The following is a 23751-nucleotide window of genomic DNA, read 5'->3' as shown; positions in this document are numbered from 1 at the left end:
GGTCGCGATACCCCCGATAAGGACCGATCTCATCGTCGGATTCAGGTCCGATTTCGCTCCGGATGGCGCGAAACGATGGAGCGGCGGCGTGGGAACGGCGGTGTGCCCGGGCCTAGGGTGGGCCCGAGGTGATGGAAGTGGCCAATTTCGCTTTGATCCACGGTGGCGGGGATGTCGGCTGGTACTGGCATCTGGTGGCGGCCGACCTGCGCTCGCGCGGGCACGACGTGGTCGCGCCCGACCTGCCGTGCGACGACGACTCCGCGACCCTGGACGACTACGCGGACACGGTGGTCAAGGCGGTGGGCGACCGGCGTGACCTGGTGGTCGTCGGCCAGTCCTACGGCGGCTTCACCGCACCGCTGGTGGCCGCCCGGCTGCCGGTCGACGTCCTGGTCCTGGTGGCCGCGATGATCCCGTCCCCGGGTGAGTCCGCGGCGGACTGGTGGACCAACACCGGTTATGGCGAGGCCGTGCGGAAGCAGGCCGCGCTGGACGGCGGCAGAACCGGAAACGCCGACGTGCTCGTCTCCTACTACAACGGCGTGCCGCGGGCCCTCGCCGAAGAGGCGTTGAGCAAGGAACGCGACGAGTCGTCCACCGCGTACGGTTCGCCGTGGCCGTTGAGCGCCTGGCCGGACGTCCCGACGAAGTACGTGCTGTGCGAGGACGACCTGTTCTTCCCGGCCGACTTCCTCCGCCGGCTCGTGCCGGAACGGCTGGGCATCGTCCCGGATGAGATTCCCGGCTGCCACTGCGTCGCGCTCAGTCACCCGAAGGAACTGACCGACGTCCTGGTGAGCTATACGGCCGGCTCCCAGCCCGCACGTTAGCGTCCGGGCAGGTCGGGAAGGGTCTCCCGCATGGATCATTCGGAGGCTCCCGTCCTGGACGCGCTCGCCGACTACCACCGGCGGGCGGACACCCCGTTCACGCCTCCGGGGCACAAGCAGGGGCGCGGCGCGGACGAACGGACACGCGCCGTGCTGGGCGACGCGGTCTTCGACTCCGACGTGCTGGCCATCGCCGGACTCGATGACCGCATGTCCTCCAACGGGGTGCTGAAGCGGGCCCAGGAACTGATGGCCGACGCCGTCCACGCGGAACAGACGTTCTTCTCGACCTGCGGCAGCTCGCTCTCGGTCAAGTCGGCCATGCTCGCCGTCGCGGGGCCGGGCGAGAAGCTCCTGGTCGGACGGGACGCGCACAAGTCGGTGGTCGCCGGTCTGATCATCAGCGGGGTCCGTCCGGTCTGGGTGCGGCCGCAGTGGGACGCCGAGCGCAACCTCGCCCACCCGCCGTCCCCCGAGGCGTTCGCAGCCGGGTTCGAGGAGCACCCCGACGCGCGCGGCGCCCTGATCACGAGCCCCACGCCCTACGGCACCTGCGCGAACCTGGCCGCCGTGGCGGAGGTGTGCCACCGCAGGGACCGTCCCCTGATCGTGGACGAGGCATGGGGCGCGCATCTGCCGTTCCACCCGGACCTGCCGTCCTGGGCGATGGACGCGGGCGCGGACGTGTGCGTGACGAGCGTCCACAAGATGGGCAGCGGCCTGGAGCAGGGCTCGGTCTTCCACCAGCAGGGCACGCTCGTGGACCCCGCCGTGCTCAAGGCCCGCGAGGACCTCCTGGGAACCACGAGCCCCTCGGTGCTGCTGTACGCGGGACTGGACGGGTGGCGGCGCCAGATGGTGCAGGACGGCGAGAACCTCCTCCAGGCGGCGCTCGACCTGGCCGCCCAGGTGCGGGCGGAGATCGAACGGCTGCCCGGCCTGCACGTCAACGACCGTGCCGACTTCGTGGGAGCCGACCGCGCCGCCGACCTGGACCCACTGCAGGTCATCGTCGACATCACCGACCTCGGCGTCCTGGGGTACCGGGCCGCCGACTGGATCCGGGAGAAGCACCGGGTCAACCTGCACCTGTCCGATCACCGGCGGATCAGCGCGCAGCTCACCTTCGCCGACGGCCCCGAGACGGCCGAGACCCTGCTCACGTCCCTGCGCGACCTGACCGAACACGCGTCCGAGCTGCGCGGCGGCCCCGAAGTGCACGTGGCCGACCCGGACGAACTCTGCCTCGACCAGGACGTCCTGCCGCGCGACGCGTTCTTCGGCGCCGCCGAGCAGGTCCGGGCCGAGCGGGCGGTCGGGCGGATCAGCGCGGAGATGGTGACGCCCTACCCGCCCGGCATACCGGCGATCCTGCCCGGTGAACGGATCACCGCCCCCGTCCTCGACTACCTTCGGACGGGTGTCGCGGCCGGGATGGTGATCCCGGACGCCGTCGACTCCGAGCTCGGCAGCGTCCGCGTCCACGTCGAGCACTGACCTCCCCCGGGGGAGTAAGTCGCCCGCCAATGGGCAAGCTGGACAAACCGGCGGGCGGTGAGCCCGTCGTTGCGGCGGAGCAATCGGTTCATGCCCTTGGCATGAGCCCCTCATTTGTCGCGGGTGATGAGGATGGGACTGCGGTCGACGACGCGGATGCTCGGTTCCTGGACGGTCCTGGCCGTCGAAGGGGAACTCTCCGCGAACACCGCCTGGCAGTTGCACGGGCGACTGCGCGAGGCGCTGGAACTGTCCCCGTTAGTGGCCCTCGACATCACCGACGCCACCGTCCAGGACGCCACACCGCTGGCGGTGCTGGCGGGCGTCCTGCACCGAGGACCCACACGTCCCGGCGTCGTCGTCGCCATCGTCCCCGACCCGGCGGCGCGGCACTACCTCAACCACGCCGAGCACGCCCGCAACCGCGCGACGTCCCGCCTGGTGGTCTGCCCCTCCCGAGAGGAGTTCGCCATCTGGCTGGGCGAACCCCGCCCCGCCCGCCGGGAGGTTCGTCCGCGGCCCGACCTGCTGGCCGGCGCCGGCGGCCACCGTCCTCCTCGCGGCGGTCGTTGAACAGGCGAACCCCGCCCCCCGGCCAGGAGGTTCGTCCGCGGCCCGACCTGCTGGCCGGGGCCGGTGGCCACCGTCCTTCTCACCGCGGTCGTTGAACTGGCGAACCCCGCCCCTCGCCAGAAGGTTCATCCGCGCCTCGGGCCGGGGCCGGTGGCCACCGTCCTCCTCGCAGTGGTCGTTGAACAGCGGTCACCGCCGCGAAGCCGATGCTCTGGCGCGTGGCGGCCGGGAGGTGCGGGCCCAGCGCCCGCGGTGGTGGTCGTAATGGACGAGGCCCTGCGCTTCGAAGGCCTCGAGCCATCCCCGCATCGGCCACCAGCCCCAGCGGCGGTGGAACCGTTCGGCGTTGCGCAGGATGTCGTCCAGATGCTCGACGGGCGGCGTGGAGACGGCGTGGTGCTGGTGGTAGGCCGGGGCGCCGCCGACCCACCAGAGCGGGACGCCGTTGGCACGGGCGCGCTGTCCGAAGTCGGTGTCCTCGCCGCCGTAGCCGGTGTACCGGTCGTCGAAGCCGCCGATGGCCCGCCAGGTCGGCGCGGTCACGGCGAACGAGAGCGACCAGAAGAGCCGGTGGTCGCCGTGCCGGTCGATCTCGCCGGCGGCGGGCGCGGGACGGGACGGGTGCGGCCGGGCCAGCGCGTCCAGGTTCTTGAGCTTGTAGCCGCCCGGGGGTGAGGGCGGCAGGTAGGCGACGGTCCCGCAGAGCAGGGCCCGGTCGGCGACCTGGCGATAGCGCTCGACCAGGGTCGGCCCGGGAATGCAGTCGACGTCGAGGAAGATCAGCAGCTCGGCGCCGAGGTCGAGGGCCCGCCGGGCGCCAAGGTTGCGGGCCCGCGCGAGGGGCAGCGGCCCGGTGACGTCCAGGTCCAGGACGTCGGGCCTGGGATGGATCTCGGCTATACGGGGGTCGCCCATCGCGACCACGAGGTGGTGGTCGGGGCGCCGGACGCCGTGGGCCAGCCCCTCCCGCTGACGCCGCAGGTGGGCGTGCCGACCGGCGGCGATGGTGATCGCGGCGGTGCGCACGGGACTCACACCGTGGCGCCGCGGCGGTCGGCGAGCCGGGTGAGCCACCCGGCGGCCTGGTCGGCACCGTCCCCCGGGGACCACAGGGCCCAGCGCCGCCCGTCCAGGCGGGTCGCGTCGGCCAGGACGCCGGGCCAGTCTCGGGCGCCCGGCCACTGAGTGCGTACCTTGGCGACGCCGGCCCGGCGCAGTGCACGGGCGGTCGCGTGCTGCTCGCCGTGGGGACGCCGCTGCGGGACGACGATCGTGGGACGGCGGGCGGCGGCGCATTCGGCGATGGCGTTCTGCCCGGCGTGAGTGATCACCACGTCGGCCGAGCACAGGGCGGGCCAGGGATCCGCGGTCCATCCTCGGTGACCGCCGAGGATCGTCCAGTCCCACTCGGGGGTGGCCCGGACGGCCGACTCGACCTGATCGCGTGTCAGCTCGGCGCCGCCCGCGCCGAAGAGCATCGCGACACGTCCACGGGAGCGCGACGGGACGTGGGAGCGGGGACGGCCGTCGAAACGGGAAAAGGCCCCGCTGTGAAAGGTCTTGGCCGTCCACTGGACGGGCCAGCCCGGTTCCGGCAGCGCGGCCGGCCACGCCGCCAGCAGGCCGTCGGCCAGGTCATAGGCGAGCCGGTGCGCCGGGTCGAACCGGTCGCCGCGCATGGCCGTGACGACGGTCGGCACTCCGAGCAGCCGCGTCTGCACGGCGACCTCGACCGACACGTCCACGACGCACAAGGACGGGGCGGCCTCGGCGACCCATCCAGCAATCAATGCCATACGGGTGCGAAGCCCGGAATCATGCAGCGGCGCCCAATGCAGTCGGCCGCCCGCTGCGACGTCCTCCAGGGACCGGCCGGTGTCGTCGCGCGGAAGGTCGATCCAGTCGCCGGGCCAGCCCTCGGGCTTGGGCAGGGAAGACAGGCCGGTGACCGGTTCACCCAAACGGGGAGCGAGGCAGCGGGCCCGGTGCAGATGGCCCGCGCCTTCGTGATGGATGTAGTAGCCGATCATGCCGCCAGCTCCTCATAGACGTCCTCATAGGAGTCGACCATCGCTTCCACAGAGCAGTTCCGTTCGGCGTGACGGCGGGCGCGCGCCCGCGACAGCCCGGCGGTCTCGTCGATCACTTCCGCCAGAGCCTCGGCGTCGTCGGCGGGGACGAGCCGCCCGCAGTCCCCCGGGAGCAGTTCGGGCAGGGCGCCCCGTGCGAAGCCGCATACGGGTGTGCCGCAGGCCAGCGCCTCGGCCACCGTAAGGCCGTAGGGCTCCTCCCAGCGCGGGGTGACCAGCGCGGCCCGCGCCGCCCCCACCAGCTCGACGAGTTCGACGCTGGTGAGATGCCCGAGATACTCGACGCCGCCGCCGAGCAGCGGCCGGACGCGTGTCTCGTAATAGTCCCGGTTGCCCACCGGCCCGGCCAGCCGCAGCGGCGAGCGGGCGATCCGGGCGGCCTCGGCGGCGAGATGCGTGCCCTTCTCCGGGACGATCCGGCCGAACCACACCGGCGGGCCGCCGCCGGCACCGGGCCGCCAGCGCGACAGGTCGACGCCGTTGAGGATGACGCGCGCGTCGCTGATCAGCGGACGCCACGCGCGGGCCGTGTGGCGGCTGACGGCGGCGAAGGTCACCGGACACCGGTCGGGCGCCTGGACGGCCGACTCCAGCCACGGTGTCGGCGGCGTGTGCAGCGTCGTCAGCACCGGCACGGGGAGCGACGCGGCCATCGCCACCGGGAGGTAGTGCAGGCTGTTGTTGTGGACGATGTCGAACGGCGGATCGTCCCCCAGCTCCAGCATGAGACGCAGGTAGGCATGGTGCTCGGCCAGCCATGACGCGGAGGACATGCTGGCGTCGGCGCGGGCGGCGCGGCTGATCACCGCCTGGCGCACCGGCAGCTCACGCGCGCCCAGACCGGGATCCGACCCCGGACCGGCGAAGAGCGCGACCTGGTGGCCCCGCTTGGCCAGGCTCGACGCCAGAGCCCAGGTATGCGCCTCCAGCCCACCGGCAAACGGTTCCCTGATCGGAAATCGCATGGAAGCGATCAACGCGATCCGCAGACCGGTCATCGCAGGACGTCCCGGTACATCGCCCGATGCGCCGCGCTGACGCGGTGGCGCTCGCGGCGCCGGTCGAGCGGGTCGGCCTGCCAGTGTGGTCGCCTGTCGTAGGCCGCGTGGACGGCCGCCGCCAGCGAGGCGGCGTCCAGCCCGGTCTCGTCGTGCCGGTAGGTGAAGCAGGGACGCTGCTCGGCGTAGAAGCCGCAGTCCGCGACCGCCACCGGCGTCCCGAGGTCATGGCAGGCCTCCAGCCAGCCGGAATGCGTGCCGAAGGTGTAGGGCAGCACCGACAGGTCCAGGCTCCGCAGGTACCGGTACAGCGCGTCGTCGTCGAAGTAGTCGTGGACGCGCAGTTCGAGCGCGTTCCGCTTCGCAAGCCCGCGCAGGGGTTCGAGCACGTCCGGCCGGTACCGGTCGCCGGAAGTCTCGGCGACGTCGCGATGGACGTCGATCCGCAGCCGCGCCCCGGGGAGCCCGGCGACAACCTCGGCCAGGACCTCGATGACCGGTACGGGGTCCATGTTCGGGCGCAGGCTCTTGGCATGCAGCCCGATGCGGAACCCGTCCCGCTCCGGGCGCGGGCGTCCGAGGTCGGCCATCTCCACCACATGCGGATGGGGCAGGACGAGAGGGCGCCGTCCCCAACGCCGTTCGACCTGGTCGGCCGCGCCCGGGGTCAGCGTGATGAGGCCCTCGGCGTTCGCGATCAGCAGGTCCAGCAGCTCGTCGTGGACGGCGGGGTCGCGCTGATGAGGATTGCGCAGGTCATGCACGGTGAAGACCAGAGGCTTCCCATGGGCGCGCAACTCGTCCAGCAGGGCCTGGAGAGATTTCGGGGTCTGCGCGTCGAACCCGAAGTGCAGGTGGAAGACATCGAAATCGTCCGCGTGGGCGCGGACCCAGGCCGGGTCCAGCATCACCGGCGGCCACCACCGCTGCGAGCCGCTGGGCGCGCCGCACGGCCGTGGATCGGTGAGCCGCACGACCTCGTCGCCCTCCGGCGCCGCGATGTGGCGAACATACACATGCCCCGCCGGTACCGAAGCGACTCGCACGATAGAGGGACTCCGGCGTCCCCGTTCCCTCGCGGCTCGCCGGTTCCCGCTGGTCACACCGTTCATACTCGCCTCCCTCGCTCCTCACTTGCCCTGAAACGGGGCGAGCATGCGACGGGGTCTGAGGCCCCAGGACCCACAAGCCCGTCCGGCCGTTACCGGACTTGACGAGAAGACTGCGAAACCAATGTGCTCGAGTTACCGTGAGCCGCTTGATCAGACTAAAAGGCAAGGTTGCTCTCAGGTTTGAAGGAATACATCATGAGAGCCGACACAGAGCGATCGCCGGGAGGCGGCATGGGCGACGACCAGGAATTCTTTAGTAAGGCAAAGGCTGAATTCGCTTCCGGTATCGACAGGTCCGTGCCTCACTCGGCACGAATCTGGAACTATTGGCTGGGCGGGAAGGATAATTTCCCGGTCGACCGGGTCGGCGGCGACAAGTACGCCGAGATCTTTCCCGGCATCACCGATATCGCGCGGCTGACTCGGTACTTCCTCAAGCGTTCTGTCGGCTTCCTGGCCGGTGAGGCGAGGGTCCGGCAGTTTCTGGACGTCGGTACCGGCCTGCCGACCGTGGACAACACCCACGAGGTGGCCCAGCGCGTCGCTCCGGCGTCGCGCATCGTCTACATCGACAACGACCCGATGGTCCTGGTTCATGCTCACGCGCTGCTCACCAGCACGCCGGAGGGCGCGACCGACTACGTCGAGGCCGATATGCGAGACCCAGCCGCGATCTTGGCGGGCGCCGCCCGGACCCTTGATCTGGATGAGCCGGTCGGGCTGACGTTCATGGGAGTTCTGGGCCATATCGTCGACGACCAGACGGCGGTCGAGATCGTGTCGCGGCTCATGGCCGCCCTTCCCTCGGGGAGCTTCCTCGCCATCGCGGACGGCGCCACCCACATCTCCTCCGAGTTCGCCGCCGCGCAGCGCGACTACGACGAGGGCGGTTCCGTGCCCTACAAGCTGCGGGATCGTGAGCAGGTCCGCGACCTGTTCGCCGGTTACCCGCTCCTGGAACCCGGACTTGTGCCGTGCCTGGAGTGGCGGCCGGAGACGACCTTGACCGCGGACGCGCCCCAGATCCAGCCGCTGGCCGGCATCGCGCACAAGGAGTGAAGGAGTTCGTCACCGCTCACCGTTGGAGGCGCGACGAGAGCTGGGATTCGATCTCCTGGAGGAGCCTTTTCGAGGCCGAAGGCACCAGAGCAGCCCTGGCCGCCGTGGCGGTGAGCACGGCGTAGTAGTGCTCCAGGAACTCCTCCTCTTCGGAGTAGGTGGCACCGTCGGCCTGCTTCAGGCACACCAGATCCGGAAAGTCCGCCGCGTTGAAACGCAGCAGTGAGACCGGACCCATGGTGATGTCGTCATCACCGCGAGAGGCGGGGATGACCATCAGCGCGATGAAGCGGTTGAGATTCAAGAGATGCTTGATCTGATCCCGCACCACCGAATCCTTGACCGCCCCATTCCGCAGAGCCGATTCATTGATAATCATCCAGAGTCGGGTACCCGACTCGCAGGGCTCGATCATGTCCTGGCGGAGCATGAGAAACTCCACCCGCCGCTGGATCTTTTCCTGGGGCTCATCGGCATACCGGTGCCTGAGGATCTCCTGGGCATAGTCGCGCGTTTGCAGTAGTTCAGGCACGCAGGACGGTTCGTAACCCATGATGCGCCGCGCGATCGGCTCGTGGTTGAGATAGCGCTCCTGCCAGGGCGGAACCAGATCAGCGAATTTACGCCACCACTCATGCCTGGTTTCGGGCGGATGGGCGGCCGTCCGCTCGTCCTTCAGCGCCTCCTTCAGCGCCACGAACTTCGCTCGCCACTCCTCCTCGGTCGCGACCTCATCGGGGTCGAGTCCGAGGCGACGGGCCTCGTGCCGGATGAGGTGAATGATGTTCTTCACGGTGTCCCAGCGTGGCCGGGACTTCTTCCCCTGGAGAGCGGCATAGATCGTCCCACGGGCGAGCAGCCCGCCACCGCCGCCCATCCTCTTCGCGACCTCCGCGGCTTGGGAGGGGTTGTCGATCATGACCTTGCCGCAAGCGATGTTCAGTTCCCTGCTGAACGCTTGCAACGGGCCCAGTTCAGACTCACGCGACATCAGATCTCACAAACTGCTATATCGACCCGGAAGGCGCACCCGCCAGGCCAGTCAAGATCCACTTTTGGCGTTGTTCACTTTTGTCTTGAGTGGTGCATTACGACACCGGATGCGGCATACGTTCTGGATGATTGAGGTGCAAAACGCGAAACGTTCACGAGGATCACCCCCATAGCCCCCTGGAGCAGAGCGATGGTGCCTTGGTTGCCGACGTTCGACGACGTCGAGGCCCCTTGGCGCGAGGTCGCCTGTTCGCTGTTCTCGGTCTGGGCGGTGCGGACCGGAAGGGCGCTACGGCCCGTGCCGGTCCGCCTGCTCAGCCCGCAGGAGCTAATGGATTTCTGGGCCGACGACCACCTCGACCTTCCGGCACCCACCAGAGGAGACAGTTCCATGCACGCGACCCTGCTCAGCTACGACATCGTCGGGTCCGCCGCCGCCGGACGCGACACCAGACTCCAGGTCCGGATGCGCGACACCGCGCACGAAGTGATGAAGCAGGGGCTGCGCACCACCGGCGTGAACCCGTCGAAATGCCACCGGGAGGGCCGCGGTGACGGCGCGGTCCTGGTCATCCCTCCGGACGTCGACCCCTGCCTGCTGCTGGACCCTCTCGCGCACCACACGGCGGCCTGGCTGCGGCACGAGAACCGGCACAGCAGCCCCAGCACCCACCTGCGCATCCGCGCGGCCGTCCACCATGGGCACGTCGACCGCGAACCCAACGGAATCGCCGGCCGCGCCGTCGTGGACGTGGCCCGCCACCTGGACGCCCCCATGCTCAAGCGCGCCATGGCCGCCCGGCCCGGCGCCGACTTCGGCCTTGTCGTGACCGAGACGCTCTTCCGCGAGGCCACCCAGCAGGGCGGCCTGGTCCACGAGGGCGCCTACCAGCGCATCCGCGTGAACGTGAAGGAAACACGGACCAGCGCCTGGCTCTGGCTGCCTCCCGAACCCCACGACCACGTTCCCCTCTGACCCACATCTGGTAGTCGTTGCCCACACCGATGAATTATCACTATTTATTACATTTATTCCAGAGTCAAGACTTCGTCCGCCAAGACCACTCTGCGCCATCCGGCGGCGTCGATGCGAGGCAAATGAGCCGTCCCGGACAAGGATGGGCGACCAGTCGCATACCAACCAGTATCCGGGCGCTTCATCCGGGATACCGGCCCTCACCCGGATTTACCCGCCCCCGCACTAAAGGGATCCCGACAAGCGCTAACGCACAGAAGGCGCCGTATGTGTCGCGTGCAGCTTTTTCCACCGGCCGGATGGGGCTAAGGTCACCAACGGGAACTCCAGTGGCGACCGTCTAGGGCAAGGTTGTGACGACCAGGAAACAAAAGATCTTCGACATCACCCCGGTCATAGCGCTTCTCCGGCACAATATGGACATCGCGGGTGGCGATGTCTCCTACGACGCCATCGAGCGCGTCTCGGGCGAGCTCGAACGATCGCGGGAGCGCGTCGCCGGCGTCCCGGTGGAACGGCTGCCTTCGTCCTCGATATACGACCTCCTGGTGAACCCCCATCGCTCCAAACCCCTTCAGTGGAGGCGAATCGCGTCCCTGTGGGCGGTGCTCTACAAGATCACCCTGGACGAGGGTCAGGACGTCGGCAGGCTGAAGACCTTGGGGGAACTCCGTAGCCGATTCGACGGCCTCAGCCGGGAATCCGTACGGCCGGCGAGCGAGGAAAGGGAGCGCTCACCCGACCTCGACGCGCTCCCGAGTCGCGTGCCGTCGCCTTCGGCCCGTGACACCGACACCCGCCACGACCTCGCCGGGCTCGAAGGCATGGCGACCACCGACACCCGCGACGGCAAGGCTCGGCGAACGGCCACGCGGCAACTACTGGTGACCGTCAAGGAGCGGCGCGCCACCGATTGGTGGCGGGAGTACGGCGACATCGTCCCGGACTGGTTCGGCCCCTACCTCAGCCTCGAACCGATGCTGGAGCGGCTGTGGGTCTACGCTCCGCGACGGATTCCCGGGCTGCTCCAATCCCCGGCCTACGCGCGGCACGTCGCCGCCGAGGACCTCCCCTCGATCGGCGCCGCCGAGCTGGACCGTCGAGTCGAGCTGCGGAGGCTCCGGCAGCAGGTCCTCCGCCGTCCCGAACCTCCCACCTACTGGGCAGTGATCAACAAGCGGGCACTCCTCGACCCGGCCGTCCCCCCGGCCGTGCGACGAGAGCAGTGCGAACACCTCATCGCCATGGTCGGCTACAAGAACGTCGTCCTCCAAGTGGTGGATCCCGAGACCGCCGACCGGATCCTGCCCTCGGGCCCGACGACCCTCATGCGCTTCGCCGAATCAAGCTACGCCGACGCCGTGTATCTCGAACAGCGAGAACACGCCCTCTTCCTGTACGAAGCCGATGACGTCGCCTACTTCGCCAGATGCCACGCCCTCCTGAGCGCCGACGCCCAGGAACCGACCGAGAGCATCAAAACCCTGCTCGCCCTCCTCGAAAGACTCCGCTAACCAGCCCGCAAACCTGGGCAGCTGTTCGGGCGCCGAGGGCGATGAGCTGCATCAGCTCTCCGGTGTCGGTCTTCCACCAGCAGGGGAAGCTCGTGGACCCAACGTGCTCAGGCCCGCGAGGACCTCCTCGAAACCCCGAGCCCCTCGGTGCTGTTGTACGCGGGACTGGACGGGTGGCGGCGACAGATGGCGCAGCACGTCTGGCGTCCAGACGGAACGCCCGAATTGCCTCGTCGTTATCGGTAAATTTTCACACTTTGAGGTGCTCTCTCCCCCACCTTTACGGCTATACAGTGGGGGCAGTTCGATCCGGCCGACGCTCGCCGCCCACAGCCTCGACCAGATCCCGCCGACGAGGCCGTCAGTCGTTACTTCAAAACGACGAACACGCATCCCCCTCAGACACCTCCGACCATGCCCCGCCCGTCCTTGAAAGGACCGCAGTCGTGAGCGTCCAGGAGAACCCCATCAGCCCTCCGGGCACGATCGTCACCTTTTACTCGTATAAAGGTGGCACCGGCCGCACGACGGCGCTGGCCAACGTGGCCTGGATCATGGCCATGGCCGGCCGAAAGGTGCTGGCAGTCGATTGGGATCTCGAATCACCCGGGCTGCACAAGTTCTTCCACCCTTTCCTTGATGATGGTGTGCTCGGCTCGACTCCCGGCGTCATCGAGCTGCTGACCGACTACGCCTGGGCGGCCACGACCAAGCACGAGAGCGCCGAGCACGACTGGCACCTGGAGTACGCGAAGATCCTCAAGCACGCGGTAACCCTGAACTGGGATTTCGACGAAGGCGGAACGCTGGACTTCGTCTCCGCGGGGCGGCAGAACCGCGACTACTCTTCCTTGATCACCAGCATGGATTGGGACAATTTCTACGAGCGTCTCGGCGGCGGTCAGTTCTTCGACGCGCTCGCCGCCGACATGCGCCGGCACTACGACTATGTCCTCATCGACAGCCGCACGGGTCTCAGCGACATCGCCGACATCTGCACCGTCCACTTCCCCGATGTCCTCGTCGATTGTTTCACTCTCAGCGCCCAGAGCATCGACGGGGCGGCCGCCGTGGCCAACCACATCGACGAGCGTTACCGGGATCGAGGCATCCGCATTCTCCCGGTTCCGATGCGGATCGATTTCGGCGAGAACGCGAAGGTCGAGGCGGGAAGAGCCTACGCCCGCACGCAGTTCGACAGGTTCCCCCGAGGCCTTCCTGAGGAGGAGGCCAATCGCTACTGGCTTTCGGTGGAGATCCCGTATCGGCCGTACTACGCCTTCGAAGAGACCCTCGCCACCTTCGGCGACGCGCCGGGGTCGCCCAACTCGATGTTGGCCGCGTACGAACGGCTCTCCTCGGTGATCACCGAGGGGCAGGTGCATTCCTACACGCCCACCACAGAGGACCTGCGGCTGTCGACGCTCGAGCGATTCACCCGGCGCGCGCCCTCAGAAGTCACCGAAGTGTTGATCATCTATGCCTCGGAGGACCGGCCGTGGGCCGACTGGCTCGGTTTGATCCTGGGCCGCACCGGCTTCCAGGTGGCCACCCACAGCGTGGACACGGGAACGAGCGAGCCGACCGATGATCCGCCCCGGACGTCCGGCCACACGGTCGTCCTGTTCTCGCCCACATATGTGAGCTCCTCGCAAGGCCAGGAGATCTGGCGGACGCTGACGAGCCGGACCACGACGCCGCACCGCAGGATCACCACCATCCGGGTACGCGACTCGCAGCTGTCGATGGACCTCGCCGGTCACACCCCGATCGATCTCACCGGGCTGGGGGAACGCGAGGGCGCCGAAGCGCTCCTGCGCGCCCTGGGGCGCCCGGGACATCTGCCGGAGAAAGCAGCCGACACCCTCCGTGTCGGGCCGCGTTTTCCCGGCGCCGCACGTACCGCGCCGGACATCTGGAACGTCGACCGGCGCAACGCCGTCTTCACCGGGCGAAGCCAGCTCCTGGAGAGGCTTCGCGACCAGTTGCTCGGAACGACCCAGCGGGTGGTCCTCCCCCAGGCTCTGCACGGGCTCGGCGGGGTGGGGAAGACCCAGGTGGCCCTGGAGTACGCACACCGTTTCAAGGCCGACTACGACCTGGTCTGGTGGATCAGCGCGCAGCAACCCGACTCGATCCGGGCGGCGCTGGCCAAGCTGGCCGAGCGGATCGGGCTGCGCGTCGGCGAGAACATCGCCGACGCCGCCGGCGCGGCCCTCGAGGCGCTGCGACGCGGTGACCCGACCTCGCGGTGGCTGCTCGTGTTCGACAACGCGGACAACCCCGAGGAACTGGAGAGCTACCTGCCCGGTGGCGACGGCCACGTCGTCATCACCTCGCGTGACCCGGCATGGACCCAGCTCGCCACGCCGCAGGCGGTCGAGGTGTTCACCGAAGAGGAGTCCATCCGCCACCTCATCCGCCGGGTCCCCGAGATCTCCGAGGACAACGCCCGGAAGATCGGCAAGGCGCTGGGTTATCTCCCGCTGGCCATCGAGCAGGCCGCGGCCTGGCTCGCGTCGACGTTCATGCCGGCCAGCGACTACCTGCGCGCGCTGGAGAGCGAGACCGCGTCCACGCTGGCGCTCAGCACGGACGCCTTCCCTCAGCCGGTGGCCATCACGTGGAACGTCACCTTCCGCCAGCTGCGCGACGCTTCACCGGCGGCGGCGCGGCTGCTGGAGTTGCTGGCCTTCTTCTCGTCCGAGCCGATCTCGCTCGACCTCATCTACAGCGACGAGACCGCGGGCATTCTCGTCCCGTACGACGAGACTCTTCGCGACAAGCTCGTTCTGGGCAAGGTCGTCCGCGAGATCAGCCGGTTCGCCCTGGCGAAGGTCGACCTGGGAAACAACTCGATCCAGGTGCACCCGCTCGTCCAGGCCGTCATCCGGGCCGGCATGGAACCGAGAATGGCGGAACGCACCGCCCATGACGTGCACAAGATCCTTCTCGGAGCGCGCCCCCAGCACGGCGATACCGACGACCCGGCCAACTGGCCCAACCTGGACAAGCTCCTCCCCCACGTGAAGCCGTCGGCCGCCGCGCAGTGCGACAACGAGGACGTCCGCCAGATGCTGACGGACCTCGTGCGCTACCAGTGGAAACGGGGCAGTTTCGAAAGCGCCATGGCCGCCGGCGCGGAACTGACCGAGGAGTGGCGGGACGCGCTCGGCGCCGACCACTGGCAATGGCTCTTTCTCCAGTCGCAGATCGCCAACGTGCTCAGGTCGCAGGGCGACTACAGCGCGGCGTACGAGCTGGACCAGGACGTCCTGAACCGCCAGGAGACCTCACCGTCGCTGGGCCCGAACCACCCGCACTCGCTGATCACCGCGGGAAACCTCGCCGCCGACCTGCGTGCGCTGGGCCGGTTCAAGGAAGCGCTCGAACTGGACCTTCGCACTTATGAACGGCTGGCCAGCCTGTGGGACGAGGAGCATCCGCGCACCCTGATGGTCGCCCACAATCTCGCCATCGACTACCGGCTGAACGGCGACTGGAGCAGCGCGTACAAATACGATACCGAGACCGCGGAGCGGCGCCGTGCCGTGCTCGGCGAGGAACACCCCTACACGCTCGGCACCAGAGCGGGCTTGGCCCGCGACCTGCTGGAAGCGGGGCGCTACGAGGAATCCGTGCATCTTCTTCGTGAGGTGTACGAGGCGTACCGCAGAGTGCTGGGCGATCAGATCGTCGACACGCTGCGCACCGCCAAGACCCTCGCGTCCGCGCTGCGAAAGGCCGGCCATGGGGAGGACGCCCTCGACCTGGCGGAGACGACCTGTGCCCGGTACCAGCGGTACTTCCCCGCTTCCCTGGACACGCTCGCCGCCGATCTGGAGGTCGCCGCCTGCCTTTCGGTTCTCGGAGACACCTCCGCCGCGCGCGACCGTGCGCGCGGGGTGCTGGGCAGACATGTCAGCGAGATGGGAGACGGGCACCCGTACACGCTGCTGATCTTGAACAATCTCTGCGGCTACCACCGTGACTGCGGAGATCTCGACGAGGCCGCCGAGATCGCTTCGCGCCTGGTTCCCAAGCTCAGCGAGATGTTCCGCCCCGGCCATCCCTTCACGCTCGCGGCCATGATCAACCAAGCGAACTGCCTGGGTGACAAGGGGGCCTACGAGGAGGCGGAACGGGTCGAACGCGACGCGCTGGCCAAGCTGATCAAGCTCCTGACGAGCGATCACCCCGACACGAACGTGTGCCGCTCGAACCTGTCCATCACCCTCGATTGTCAGGGGAAGACGACGGACGCCAGCAGATTGCATCAGGAGGCACTGGAAGGGCTTCGAGGTCTCGCGTCGCACCATTCGCATCCGGTGTTCGATGCCGTGCAGTCGTACAAACGGATTAATCGTGACGTCGAACTACAGCCCTTGTGACGGATGATCGTCGCGATACGGCTCGGCCAGCCAGGTGAGCACATCGGGAAGTACGTCGAGCGCGCCGAAATGCGCTGAACCGGATTCGACCACGACGGTCGAGGTCGGGATGTTCGCCCCCAGCCATCGGGAGTGGCCCGCGGGAGAGAAAGCGTCGTCCGCACCGTGCCAGAGCATCGTGGGAACCGCGATGTCGCACGGGTTGAACCCCCAGGGTGAACAGAATGCCAGGAGATCATCGACCCATCCGCCGGCGGAGACCCGGAAAGCCTCGGAATAGGTGGCGATCAGCATTCGGCGAATACCTATATCGGAGACGATTCGACGATCGGCAAGTGTCAGCTCATTGTAGAGGCCGGCCAGGAGTTGGGCCGGATCGGCTCGAAAACGTTCGGCGGCCGACTGAAGGCGCGCCGAGATCAACGCACCGTGCCGGCGCACGGCCATGTAGGCCCTGGTATTGGATTCCGTCATTCCCTCGAACCAGTCGAGTCCGTCGGCGTGCACGGGAGCCAGGCTGACCAGTACCGCCGCCCGGACGACGCGCCGGGGCAGCAGCGCGGCGCACGCCAGCGCGTGCGGACCTCCACCGGACCGTCCGAGGACGGCGAACCCGTCCAGCCCAAGGGCGTCGGCTATTTGGCGCACATCAGTTGCGATATCTGCGACCGCACGCCCAATACGTCGCTCAGACTGGCCGTACCCGGGTCGATCGAAAGAAATAAGGCGTATTCCAAGCTGATAGAGCACCATGGGGCGCGGGAACGGCCCCAGCCTGCTTCCAGGGGTCCCGTGGAGGAGGAACACCGGTACACCGTCCGGTTCGCCCCACTCTTCCACCGCCAGGTTTCTCCCATCCGCGGTACTCACCATGCTCGTCAACTCCGACCTCCATTCCAGGCAATGGTACAAAGCGATCCAGATTTGAGAAGTGCCTGGGGTATGGTGCTTCTGGGACGGCAGTGCCTCGTGTGCTTCACGGGAAAACGACACAGATGGCCAAGTCTCGTGACCGGGACATCGGCCAAATTAGCGGACCGCCCCCTGGTTTTGGGGAAATTTTGAACCCTGGGAGCTTTTCGGCCCGCACCCCGATTAAGGCGCTCCGAAAGGTGGGCAACAAACCCCGATGAATGCCGAAACTGCTCCCACCTGGTCCAGGCATCGGCGCCGTCCGGCCAAATCCCCGAACGTCACCGGCCCTTCAGCGAGCCGGTACGGAAGCCTGGGTGGCGGCGTGGACGAAGGAGGCCAGGGATCGGGAGCGGCTGTGTTCGGGCCAGGCCAGTGTGAGGTTGGCGGGGCGGGCGTCTGTTACGGGGACGCCCACGAGCTCCTGGCGGAGCTGGGCGCGGGCCTAGGCGGGGACGACGGCGACCATCTTGCCGAACCTCAGCTCCCCGGTGTCGTGGACCGTGGGGCCGGCCGGGTCATGCCAGCGTGGCGTGGTCTCCTCCTCCAGGTCGGCCATGCGCACAGTGGTGCGGGCGGTAGAGCAGGGCCGCGTCGGCGCGGCCGTCGCGCACCATGGCGGCACGTGAATAGGGTCGGGGATATGGATTTGCCTCCGTCTATGGACCCCAGTGTCTTTCATGAGCCGCTTCGGGAGCAGTTCGAGGTGTTTCTTGATGAGCATCGGGCGGTGATGTTCGCGAGTTTGGACGGCTTGAGCGAGGAGCAGGCGCGGCGGTCGGTGGTGGCGTCCAAGACGACGTTGCTGGGGCTGGTCAAGCACGCGGCCTTCGTGGAGAAGGTGTGGTTCGACGAGGCGGTCCGGTGCCGGACGCGGGCGGAGATCGGGATTCCGGACACGCCCGACGAGTCGTTCGACCTGGACGACGCGGACACGATCGACTCGGTGCGGCGGTCCTACACCGAGGCGTGCGCGGCTTCACGGCGGGCCACGGCGGAGCTGGGGCTGGACGATCTCGTCCGGGGCAACCGGCGCGGCCCGCTGCCGCTGCGGTGGGTCTATCTCCATGTGCTGCGGGAGCTCGCCCAGCACTGCGGACACGCCGACATCCTGCGCGAGCGGATCCTGGTCTCGTAGACGTCAGGAGTGGGTGCGGACCCAGGTTTCCAGGGCCTCCGGTTCGGTTGGGAGGGCGGAGGAGAGGATGTCGATGCCGTCCGTGGTGACGACGACGTTGTCTTCGATTCGGATGCCCAGGCCGCGTAGTTCTGGGGGGACCGTCAGGTCGTTGGAGTGGAAGTAGAGGCCGGGTTCGACCGCCAGGGCCATGCCGGGTTCGAGGGTGCCCTCGTGGTAGGACTCCGGCGAGCTGTGGGCGCAGTCGTGGACGTCCAGGCCGAGGAAGTGGCCCACGCCGCAGACGATGTATCTGCGGTGTTGCTGGTTCTGCTGTTCCAGGGCCTGGTCTGGGGAGACGGGCAGGACGCCCCAGTCGTGCAGGCCCTCGGCGAGCACGCGCATGGAGGCGGCGTGGAAGTCGCGGTAGGGCTTGCCCGGACGGACGGCGGCCAGGGCGGCGCGGTGTGCTTTCAGGACCAGGTCGTATACCTGGCGCTGGGCGGGGCTGTATTGGCCCGAGACCGGGAGTGTCCGGGTTACGTCGGCGGTGTAGAAGGTGTCGAGTTCGACTCCGGCGTCCAGCAGGAGGACGGCGTCGGGTGGTACTGGGCCGTTGTTGCGCGTCCAGTGCAGGACGGGCGCGTGGTCTCCGGCGGCGACGATGGAGGCGTAGCCGACGCCGTTGCCCTCGGCCCTGGCCCGGCGGTCGAACGTGCCCTGCAGCCAGCGCTCGCCACCGCCCTTGATCGCGGTGGGCAGTTCGGCGGCGACGTCGGCGAAGGCCAGGGCCGTGGCGTCGACCGCCTGGCGGAGCTGGCCGATCTCCCATTCGTCCTTGATGCGGCGCAGTTCCGCGAGGGTGCGGCGCAGGTGGCCGTCCTGCGCGCCGGACGCCACGGCGTCCAGGAGGGGGTCGATTCCGGTCGTGGCGAGGACGGCGGGGATGGCGCCGCGCAGTGCCGAGGGCAGTTCCTCCAGGGGCCGGCAATGCAGATCGAGGGCGTCCGACCATTCGGCGAGCCCGGGGGTCGGGCCGATCCACAGTTCTCCGTCGCGCGCGCTGGCGAAGAAGTCCGCGTCACCGGGTGCGGCCGGTGTGCGCAGGAACAGTTCCGCCGCGTGACCGCCCGCGACGGGTTGCATGACCAGGACGGCGCCTTCGCTGGAGCAGCCGGTGAGCCAGGCGAAGTCGCTGTCCGGACGGAAGTCGTAGTCGGTGTCGTTGGCCCGTACAGGCGCGTGCCCCGAGGCGACGGCTATACGGGTGCCGGGAAGGGCCGCGCTGAGCCGCGCCCGGTGGGCGGCCGCGGCAGCCGCGGCACCCGGGGCCAGACGGACCGTCCGCTCGGAGGGGCCCCAGCCGTCCCGGATGTACTCGCGGAATCCCGTCGCCTCCAGCAGCCTGCTCGGATCTCTCCGGGACGGAGGTGAGTAGCGCACGCTTCGCTCCTTTGGACGGCCCACGGTCAACACGATCAATATAGTGAACGCTTGCAAGCTTCTGCCAGGGCGCTCGGAGGAGATCAGGTGGTTCGCCGACAGGCAGCCCGCGTGCTGGGCGGCAACGTCCGGGCGCTGCGCGAGGAGGCCGGGCTGTCCCTGTCCGAGCTGGCGCGCCGCTCGGACATCGCCAAGGGAACGCTGTCGCAGCTCGAATCCGGCAGGGGCAATCCGACCATCGAGACCGTGTTCAGCCTCTCCAGGGCTCTCGACGTGCCGGTGTCGTCACTGGTGACCGAGCGGACCGATCCGGACGTCCTGCTGGTGCGCTCCGCGGGGCTCGACGTGCTCGGCGGCCACGCCGTCGAGCTGCGGATGCTGCGCCGGATGGACGTCGACGACCGCGTATTCGAGCTGTACGACCAGCGCGTGCGTCCCGGCCAGACCCAGCGCTCGCCGGGCCACCCGGGACGCGAGCACGTCGTCGTCACGTCCGGGGTGCTCCGGGTCGGCCCGTCCGACTCCCCCTACGAACTCGGCCCCGGGGACTACATCTGCTTCCCCGCCCAGGCCCCGCACCTCTACGAGACGGTCGGGGGCCCGGTCATGTCCGTCCTGCTCCTGGAGTATCCCGCCGTAGGCAGCGTTCACTAAACCGAACGTCAGAACAGCGTGGGCGGGCTCGTCGGCGCCGGTTCGGGAAGCGGGGCGAGCCCGGGAACCCGCGCCGCCACGTCCTCGTGGAACCGGCGGGCCAGGCTCAGCGCGTCGGCGTTGTCGGGGGTGTGGACGAAGACGGTCGGCGTCCGTCCCTCCCGCAGCCACTCGGACACCACGCCGACCCAGTGGCCCCAGCCCTCGACCGTGACGCCGGTGTCGTCCCTGCCCAGATACCGGACGATCGGACGCCCCGTCAGCGCACGCGAGCGGCGCGGGACGCGGGGCTTCTTCGTCCAGGCGTCCCGTTCGGCGTCACTGGTCGGCGGGCTCCGGAAGAAGACCGTCGTGTCAAAGGGGACCCACTCGACATCAAGCTCCCCGAGCACCCGTTCAAGGAGCCGTTCGGAGTCGGCGTCCTCGAAGAACGCCCGATGCCGGACTTCGACCGCGTACCGATACGCACCCGGGAGCCGCCGCAGAAACGCCGACAGGACGCCCACGTCCGACGGTGAGAACGACCCCGGCAACTGGACCCAGAGGGCATGGGCCCTCGGCCCGAGCGGCTCGATCGCGTCCAGGAACCCCCGGAGCTCCTCCTCCGCCCCGGCCAGCCGCCGCTCATGCGTGATCGTCTTGGGCAGCTTCACCACGAAACGGAACTCGGGCCGGGTCTGCTCCGCCCACGACTCGACCGCGCTCCGCGCCGGCGTCGCGTAGAACGTCGTGTTCCCCTCGACCGCGTCGCACCACGACGCGTAGGCCGCGAGCCGCTCCCCGGGAGCCAACGGAGAAGGCAGATACCGCCCCGTCCACCGCGAGTGAGTCCACATCGCACATCCCACATGAAGCCGCACCCACCCGACGCTACCGAAACGGCCCAGGGCCGCGCTTGGGAGCGCGGCCCTGGGTTTGGCGGGGGGTGTGGGAGGGGGCTAGAAGCCGGTGGAAAGGCGCTTGATGTCAGCGGCGAAGGTGCTGACCTCGGTGTAGACGCCGGGGTAGCCGGGACGCGCGCAGCCGCGGCCCCAGCTGACGATGCCGACCTGGATCCAGGCGTTGGTGTTGTCGCGGCGGAACATGGGGCCGCCGGAGTCGCCCTGGCAGGTGTCGACGCCGCCGGTGTCCATGTAGCCGGCGCAGATCTCTTCGTTGGCGATGAGGTTGGAGTAGGCGCGCTTGCACGTGGCGTCGTCCACGAAGGGGACCTCGGCCTTGAGCAGGTAGCGCTGCTGCGCGCCGCCCTCGCGGGCCGCGCCCCAGCCGGCGACCGTGAAGCGGCCGTTGTTGTAGGCGGTCGTGTCGGCGATCTTGAGGGTCGGCAGGTCGATCGGGCGGGCGAGCTTGATGATCGCCCAGTCCTTGCCGCTGCCGTTGTAGCCGGGCGCGCGCAGGATCTTGGTGGACCTGACCTTGATGGCCGAGGAGTCCTGGAGGTCCACGACGCCGGCCGTGGCGGTGATGCTGGTGTTGGGACCGGACGCGCCCACGCAGTGGGCGGCCGTCAGGACGATGTCCTTGGTGTAGAGCGAGCCGCCGCAGCCCATGGACAGGCGGACCATGAACGGGAACTCGCCCTGGGCGGCGCGGGTTCCGCCGACGACCTTGATGCCGGGGTCGGGGGGAGTGGGGGACGCCTGGGCTGTGGTGGCGAACAGGCCGACCGCGGCCACTGCGGACGCGCCGATCGCCGCTGCTTTACGCAGCGTGTTGTGCTTAGGCACCTTGGTGTTCCTCTCTTCGAGGGGTGGGGTTAACACCGGCCCTAATGGGTGTGGCTCCATGGTGAAATCTGGCCCCTGAAGGGGCAATGGACAAACCTGACAACCCCGGTCAGTGCTGGAGAAAATGCTTACAAGGTGGGGAAGATCCTCTAGATCTTGCGGGGTATCCGGGTTAGATTCGAGGTTTTCCGGTCGATCGCCAGCGCGCGGTCGAGATCGTTCCAGAGGTCCTCGACGTTCTCCAGGCCGACCGACATGCGCAGCAGGCGGTCGCCGACGCCGGACGAGCGGCGGTCGGACTCGGCCACGATCCGGTGGCTGATCGAGGCGGGGTGCTGGATCAGGGTGTCGACGCTGCCCAGGCTGACCGCAGGGGTGATCAGCCGGACGCCCGCGATGACCGCGTGCGGGTCGTCGCGCACCTCGAAGGCGATCATCGCGCCGCCGATCTTCGGGTAGTGGACGCGCCCGACCCGGGGGTCGGCGCGCAGGCGGGCGACCAGTTCGGCGGCGCTGGCCGAGGCGGCGCGGACGCGGACGGGCAGCGTGGCCAGACCGCGCAGCAGCAGATAGCCCGCCAGGGGGTGCAGGACGCCGCCGGTGGTGAAGCGGATCTGGCGCAGGCGGCGGGCGAAGTCCTCGTCGCACGCCACGACGCCGCCCATGACGTCCCCGTGGCCGCCCAGGTACTTGGTCGCGCTGTGCAGGACGATCCGCGCCCCCTGTTCGGAAGGGCGTTGCAATACGGGGGTCGCGAAGGTGTTGTCGACCAGGAGGGGCACCTCGCCGCAGGAGTAGGCGACGGCGCGCAGGTCGACCTCGGCGAGGGTGGGGTTGGCCGGGGTCTCGACGATCACCAGCCCGGTCTCGGGACGGATCGCGTCCGCGATCCCGGCCGGGTCGACCCAGGTGACCTCGGTGCCGAGCAGGCCGGAGGTCAGGAGGTGGTCGCTGCACCCGTAGAGGGGGCGGACGGCGACGACGTGGCGCAGCCCGGCGGCGAGGCGGACCTGGAGGCAGGCGGTGAGGGCGGCCATCCCGCTGGCGAAGGCGACCGCGCCGTCGGTGCCTTCGAGGGCGGCGAGGGCGGTCTCGAACCGGGCGGTGGTGGGGTTGTCCAGGCGCGCGTAGACCGGCGGGCCCTCGGGACGGGCTCCGGTGGAGGCGAACGCGTCGACGCGGGCGGCCTCGGCGCGGCTGTCGCGGGAGGGATAAGTGGTGGACAGGTCGAGCGGCGGCGCGTGCAGGCCGAGGTCGGCGAGGTCTTCGCGTCCGGCGTGCACCGCCTGGGTGTCCAGATGAGGCATGGCTGGATAGTGAACGTGGAGCGGGTCTGGCGGGGAAAAGTCCGGGTAATGTTCGGCAGATGTCCGATTCTGTGGCTCTGGACCCGGTCGACCTCCATATTCTGCGGCTCCTGCAGAACGAGGCCCGGATGACGTACCGGGACCTGGCGGCCGAGGTGGGCGTCGCCCCGTCCACCTGTCTCGATCGGGTGGCGCGGCTGCGGCGGTCGGGGGTGATCCTCGGCGAGGAGCTCCGGATCGACCCGGCCAAGATCGGGCGCGGGCTCCAGGCCCTGCTGCTGGTGCAGGTGCGGCCGCACCGGCGCGATCTGATCGGCCCGTTCGTCGAGCGGGTGCGCGGGCTGCCGGAGTCGCTGGCGCTGTTCCATCTGACCGGGCCGGACGACTATCTGGTGCACGTGGCCGTGACGGGCGCGGCCGATCTCCAGCGCCTGGTGCTGGACGAGTTCACCTCGCACCGGGAGGTCGCGCGGGTGGAGACCCGGCTGATCTTCCAGCAATGGAACTGCGGCCCCCTGCTTCCCTAGCCCGGCGTGCCACGATGGGGCCTGTGAC

20 protein-coding genes are annotated in these 23751 nt (G+C 68.9%); 10 read left to right on the top strand and 10 right to left on the bottom strand.

The features are described from left to right. Positions 1-131: 131 nt before the first annotated feature. The 3 genes from ACQPY4_RS03325 to ACQPY4_RS03315 all read left to right on the top strand — a co-directional run bounded on the left by ACQPY4_RS03325 (position 132) and on the right by ACQPY4_RS03315 (position 2903). Entirely contained in the window at positions 132-833 is a 702-nt protein-coding gene (locus ACQPY4_RS03325; RefSeq protein WP_433332258.1) for an alpha/beta fold hydrolase, read from the top strand. A 30-nt stretch (positions 834-863) separates the two neighbouring features. Further along, the gene (locus ACQPY4_RS03320) at positions 864-2330 is read left to right on the top strand and encodes an aminotransferase class I/II-fold pyridoxal phosphate-dependent enzyme (protein ID WP_433332256.1); all 1467 of its coding nucleotides are present in this window, start codon (positions 864-866) and stop codon (positions 2328-2330) included. A 132-nt stretch (positions 2331-2462) separates the two neighbouring features. Further along, positions 2463-2903: a hypothetical protein gene (locus ACQPY4_RS03315; protein ID WP_433332254.1), complete on the top strand. Its 441-nt coding sequence runs from the start codon at positions 2463-2465 to the stop codon at positions 2901-2903. Between the two features lie 189 nt (positions 2904-3092). Here ACQPY4_RS03315 and ACQPY4_RS03310 read toward each other — a convergent pair whose 3' ends face one another. The 4 genes from ACQPY4_RS03310 to ACQPY4_RS03295 are packed head-to-tail and all read right to left on the bottom strand — an operon-like array spanning position 3093 to position 7007. Then, positions 3093-3929 (bottom strand): glycosyltransferase family 2 protein, encoded by an 837-nt coding sequence (locus ACQPY4_RS03310; protein ID WP_433332252.1) that lies wholly within the window; start codon positions 3927-3929, stop codon positions 3093-3095. Between the two features lie 5 nt (positions 3930-3934). After that, the gene (locus ACQPY4_RS03305; protein WP_433332250.1) at positions 3935-4933 is read right to left on the bottom strand and encodes a glycosyltransferase; all 999 of its coding nucleotides are present in this window, start codon (positions 4931-4933) and stop codon (positions 3935-3937) included. Further along, positions 4930-5958, bottom strand: a complete 1029-nt coding sequence (locus ACQPY4_RS03300; RefSeq protein ID WP_433332248.1) for a glycosyltransferase — start codon at positions 5956-5958, stop codon at positions 4930-4932. Before ACQPY4_RS03300 ends, ACQPY4_RS03305 begins: the two co-directional genes overlap by 4 nt. A gap of 29 nt (positions 5959-5987) precedes the next feature. Beyond that, complete coding sequence (locus ACQPY4_RS03295; RefSeq protein ID WP_433332246.1) at positions 5988-7007, bottom strand: glycosyltransferase; 1020 nt, start codon at positions 7005-7007, stop codon at positions 5988-5990. A gap of 327 nt (positions 7008-7334) precedes the next feature. Between ACQPY4_RS03295 and ACQPY4_RS03290 the strand changes: the two genes are divergently transcribed. Continuing rightward, the gene (locus tag ACQPY4_RS03290; RefSeq protein WP_433332244.1) at positions 7335-8162 is read left to right on the top strand and encodes an SAM-dependent methyltransferase; all 828 of its coding nucleotides are present in this window, start codon (positions 7335-7337) and stop codon (positions 8160-8162) included. Positions 8163-8178: 16 nt separating this feature from the next. Here ACQPY4_RS03290 and ACQPY4_RS03285 read toward each other — a convergent pair whose 3' ends face one another. Then, positions 8179-9153: a DUF5753 domain-containing protein gene (locus tag ACQPY4_RS03285; RefSeq protein ID WP_433332242.1), complete on the bottom strand. Its 975-nt coding sequence runs from the start codon at positions 9151-9153 to the stop codon at positions 8179-8181. Between the two features lie 192 nt (positions 9154-9345). On the opposite strand from ACQPY4_RS03285, the gene ACQPY4_RS03280 reads away from it, so the two are divergent. The 3 genes from ACQPY4_RS03280 to fxsT all read left to right on the top strand — a co-directional run bounded on the left by ACQPY4_RS03280 (position 9346) and on the right by fxsT (position 16036). Further along, a complete protein-coding gene (locus ACQPY4_RS03280) occupies positions 9346-10131 on the top strand; it encodes a hypothetical protein (protein ID WP_433332240.1) in 786 nt (261 codons plus the stop codon). 416 nt (positions 10132-10547) lie between these two features. Beyond that, entirely contained in the window at positions 10548-11645 is a 1098-nt protein-coding gene (locus ACQPY4_RS03275) for a DUF5753 domain-containing protein (protein WP_433332238.1), read from the top strand. A gap of 446 nt (positions 11646-12091) precedes the next feature. Then, on the top strand, positions 12092-16036 hold the full coding sequence (fxsT, locus tag ACQPY4_RS03270) for an FxSxx-COOH system tetratricopeptide repeat protein (RefSeq protein ID WP_433332236.1): 3945 nt from the start codon (positions 12092-12094) through the stop codon (positions 16034-16036). On the opposite strand, the gene ACQPY4_RS03265 is transcribed toward fxsT, so the two are convergent. Continuing rightward, positions 16022-16909, bottom strand: a complete 888-nt coding sequence (locus tag ACQPY4_RS03265; protein ID WP_433338784.1) for an alpha/beta fold hydrolase — start codon at positions 16907-16909, stop codon at positions 16022-16024. The two genes, fxsT and ACQPY4_RS03265, sit on opposite strands and share 15 nt — an antisense overlap. Positions 16910-17702: 793 nt before the next feature. Between ACQPY4_RS03265 and ACQPY4_RS03260 the strand changes: the two genes are divergently transcribed. Continuing rightward, on the top strand, positions 17703-18086 hold the full coding sequence (locus ACQPY4_RS03260; protein WP_433332234.1) for a DinB family protein: 384 nt from the start codon (positions 17703-17705) through the stop codon (positions 18084-18086). A 3-nt stretch (positions 18087-18089) separates the two neighbouring features. Here the strand turns inward: ACQPY4_RS03260 and ACQPY4_RS03255 are convergent, their stop codons facing one another. Next, on the bottom strand, positions 18090-19508 hold the full coding sequence (locus tag ACQPY4_RS03255) for an aminopeptidase P family protein (RefSeq protein ID WP_433332232.1): 1419 nt from the start codon (positions 19506-19508) through the stop codon (positions 18090-18092). Between the two features lie 87 nt (positions 19509-19595). Between ACQPY4_RS03255 and ACQPY4_RS03250 the strand changes: the two genes are divergently transcribed. Beyond that, a complete protein-coding gene (locus tag ACQPY4_RS03250) occupies positions 19596-20162 on the top strand; it encodes a helix-turn-helix domain-containing protein (RefSeq protein WP_433332230.1) in 567 nt (188 codons plus the stop codon). Positions 20163-20170: 8 nt separating this feature from the next. On the opposite strand, the gene ACQPY4_RS03245 is transcribed toward ACQPY4_RS03250, so the two are convergent. From ACQPY4_RS03245 to ACQPY4_RS03235, 3 genes are all read right to left on the bottom strand, one after another. Next, positions 20171-20953 carry a DUF72 domain-containing protein gene (locus ACQPY4_RS03245; RefSeq protein WP_433332228.1) on the bottom strand — a complete coding sequence of 261 codons (783 nt, stop codon included), beginning with the start codon at positions 20951-20953 and terminating at the stop codon, positions 20171-20173. Positions 20954-21100: 147 nt separating this feature from the next. Next, positions 21101-21889 (bottom strand): S1 family peptidase, encoded by a 789-nt coding sequence (locus ACQPY4_RS03240; protein WP_433332226.1) that lies wholly within the window; start codon positions 21887-21889, stop codon positions 21101-21103. A 149-nt stretch (positions 21890-22038) separates the two neighbouring features. After that, entirely contained in the window at positions 22039-23196 is a 1158-nt protein-coding gene (locus ACQPY4_RS03235; protein WP_433332224.1) for a trans-sulfuration enzyme family protein, read from the bottom strand. Positions 23197-23255: 59 nt separating this feature from the next. Between ACQPY4_RS03235 and ACQPY4_RS03230 the strand changes: the two genes are divergently transcribed. Beyond that, on the top strand, positions 23256-23723 hold the full coding sequence (locus tag ACQPY4_RS03230; RefSeq protein ID WP_433332222.1) for an Lrp/AsnC family transcriptional regulator: 468 nt from the start codon (positions 23256-23258) through the stop codon (positions 23721-23723). The last annotated feature ends 28 nt before the right edge of the window (positions 23724-23751 follow it).

This window comes from Spirillospora sp. CA-294931, from assembly GCF_050946795.1.
GTDB lineage: Bacteria > Actinomycetota > Actinomycetes > Streptosporangiales > Streptosporangiaceae > Spirillospora.
This window is presented reverse-complemented; position numbering and strand designations above follow the sequence as displayed.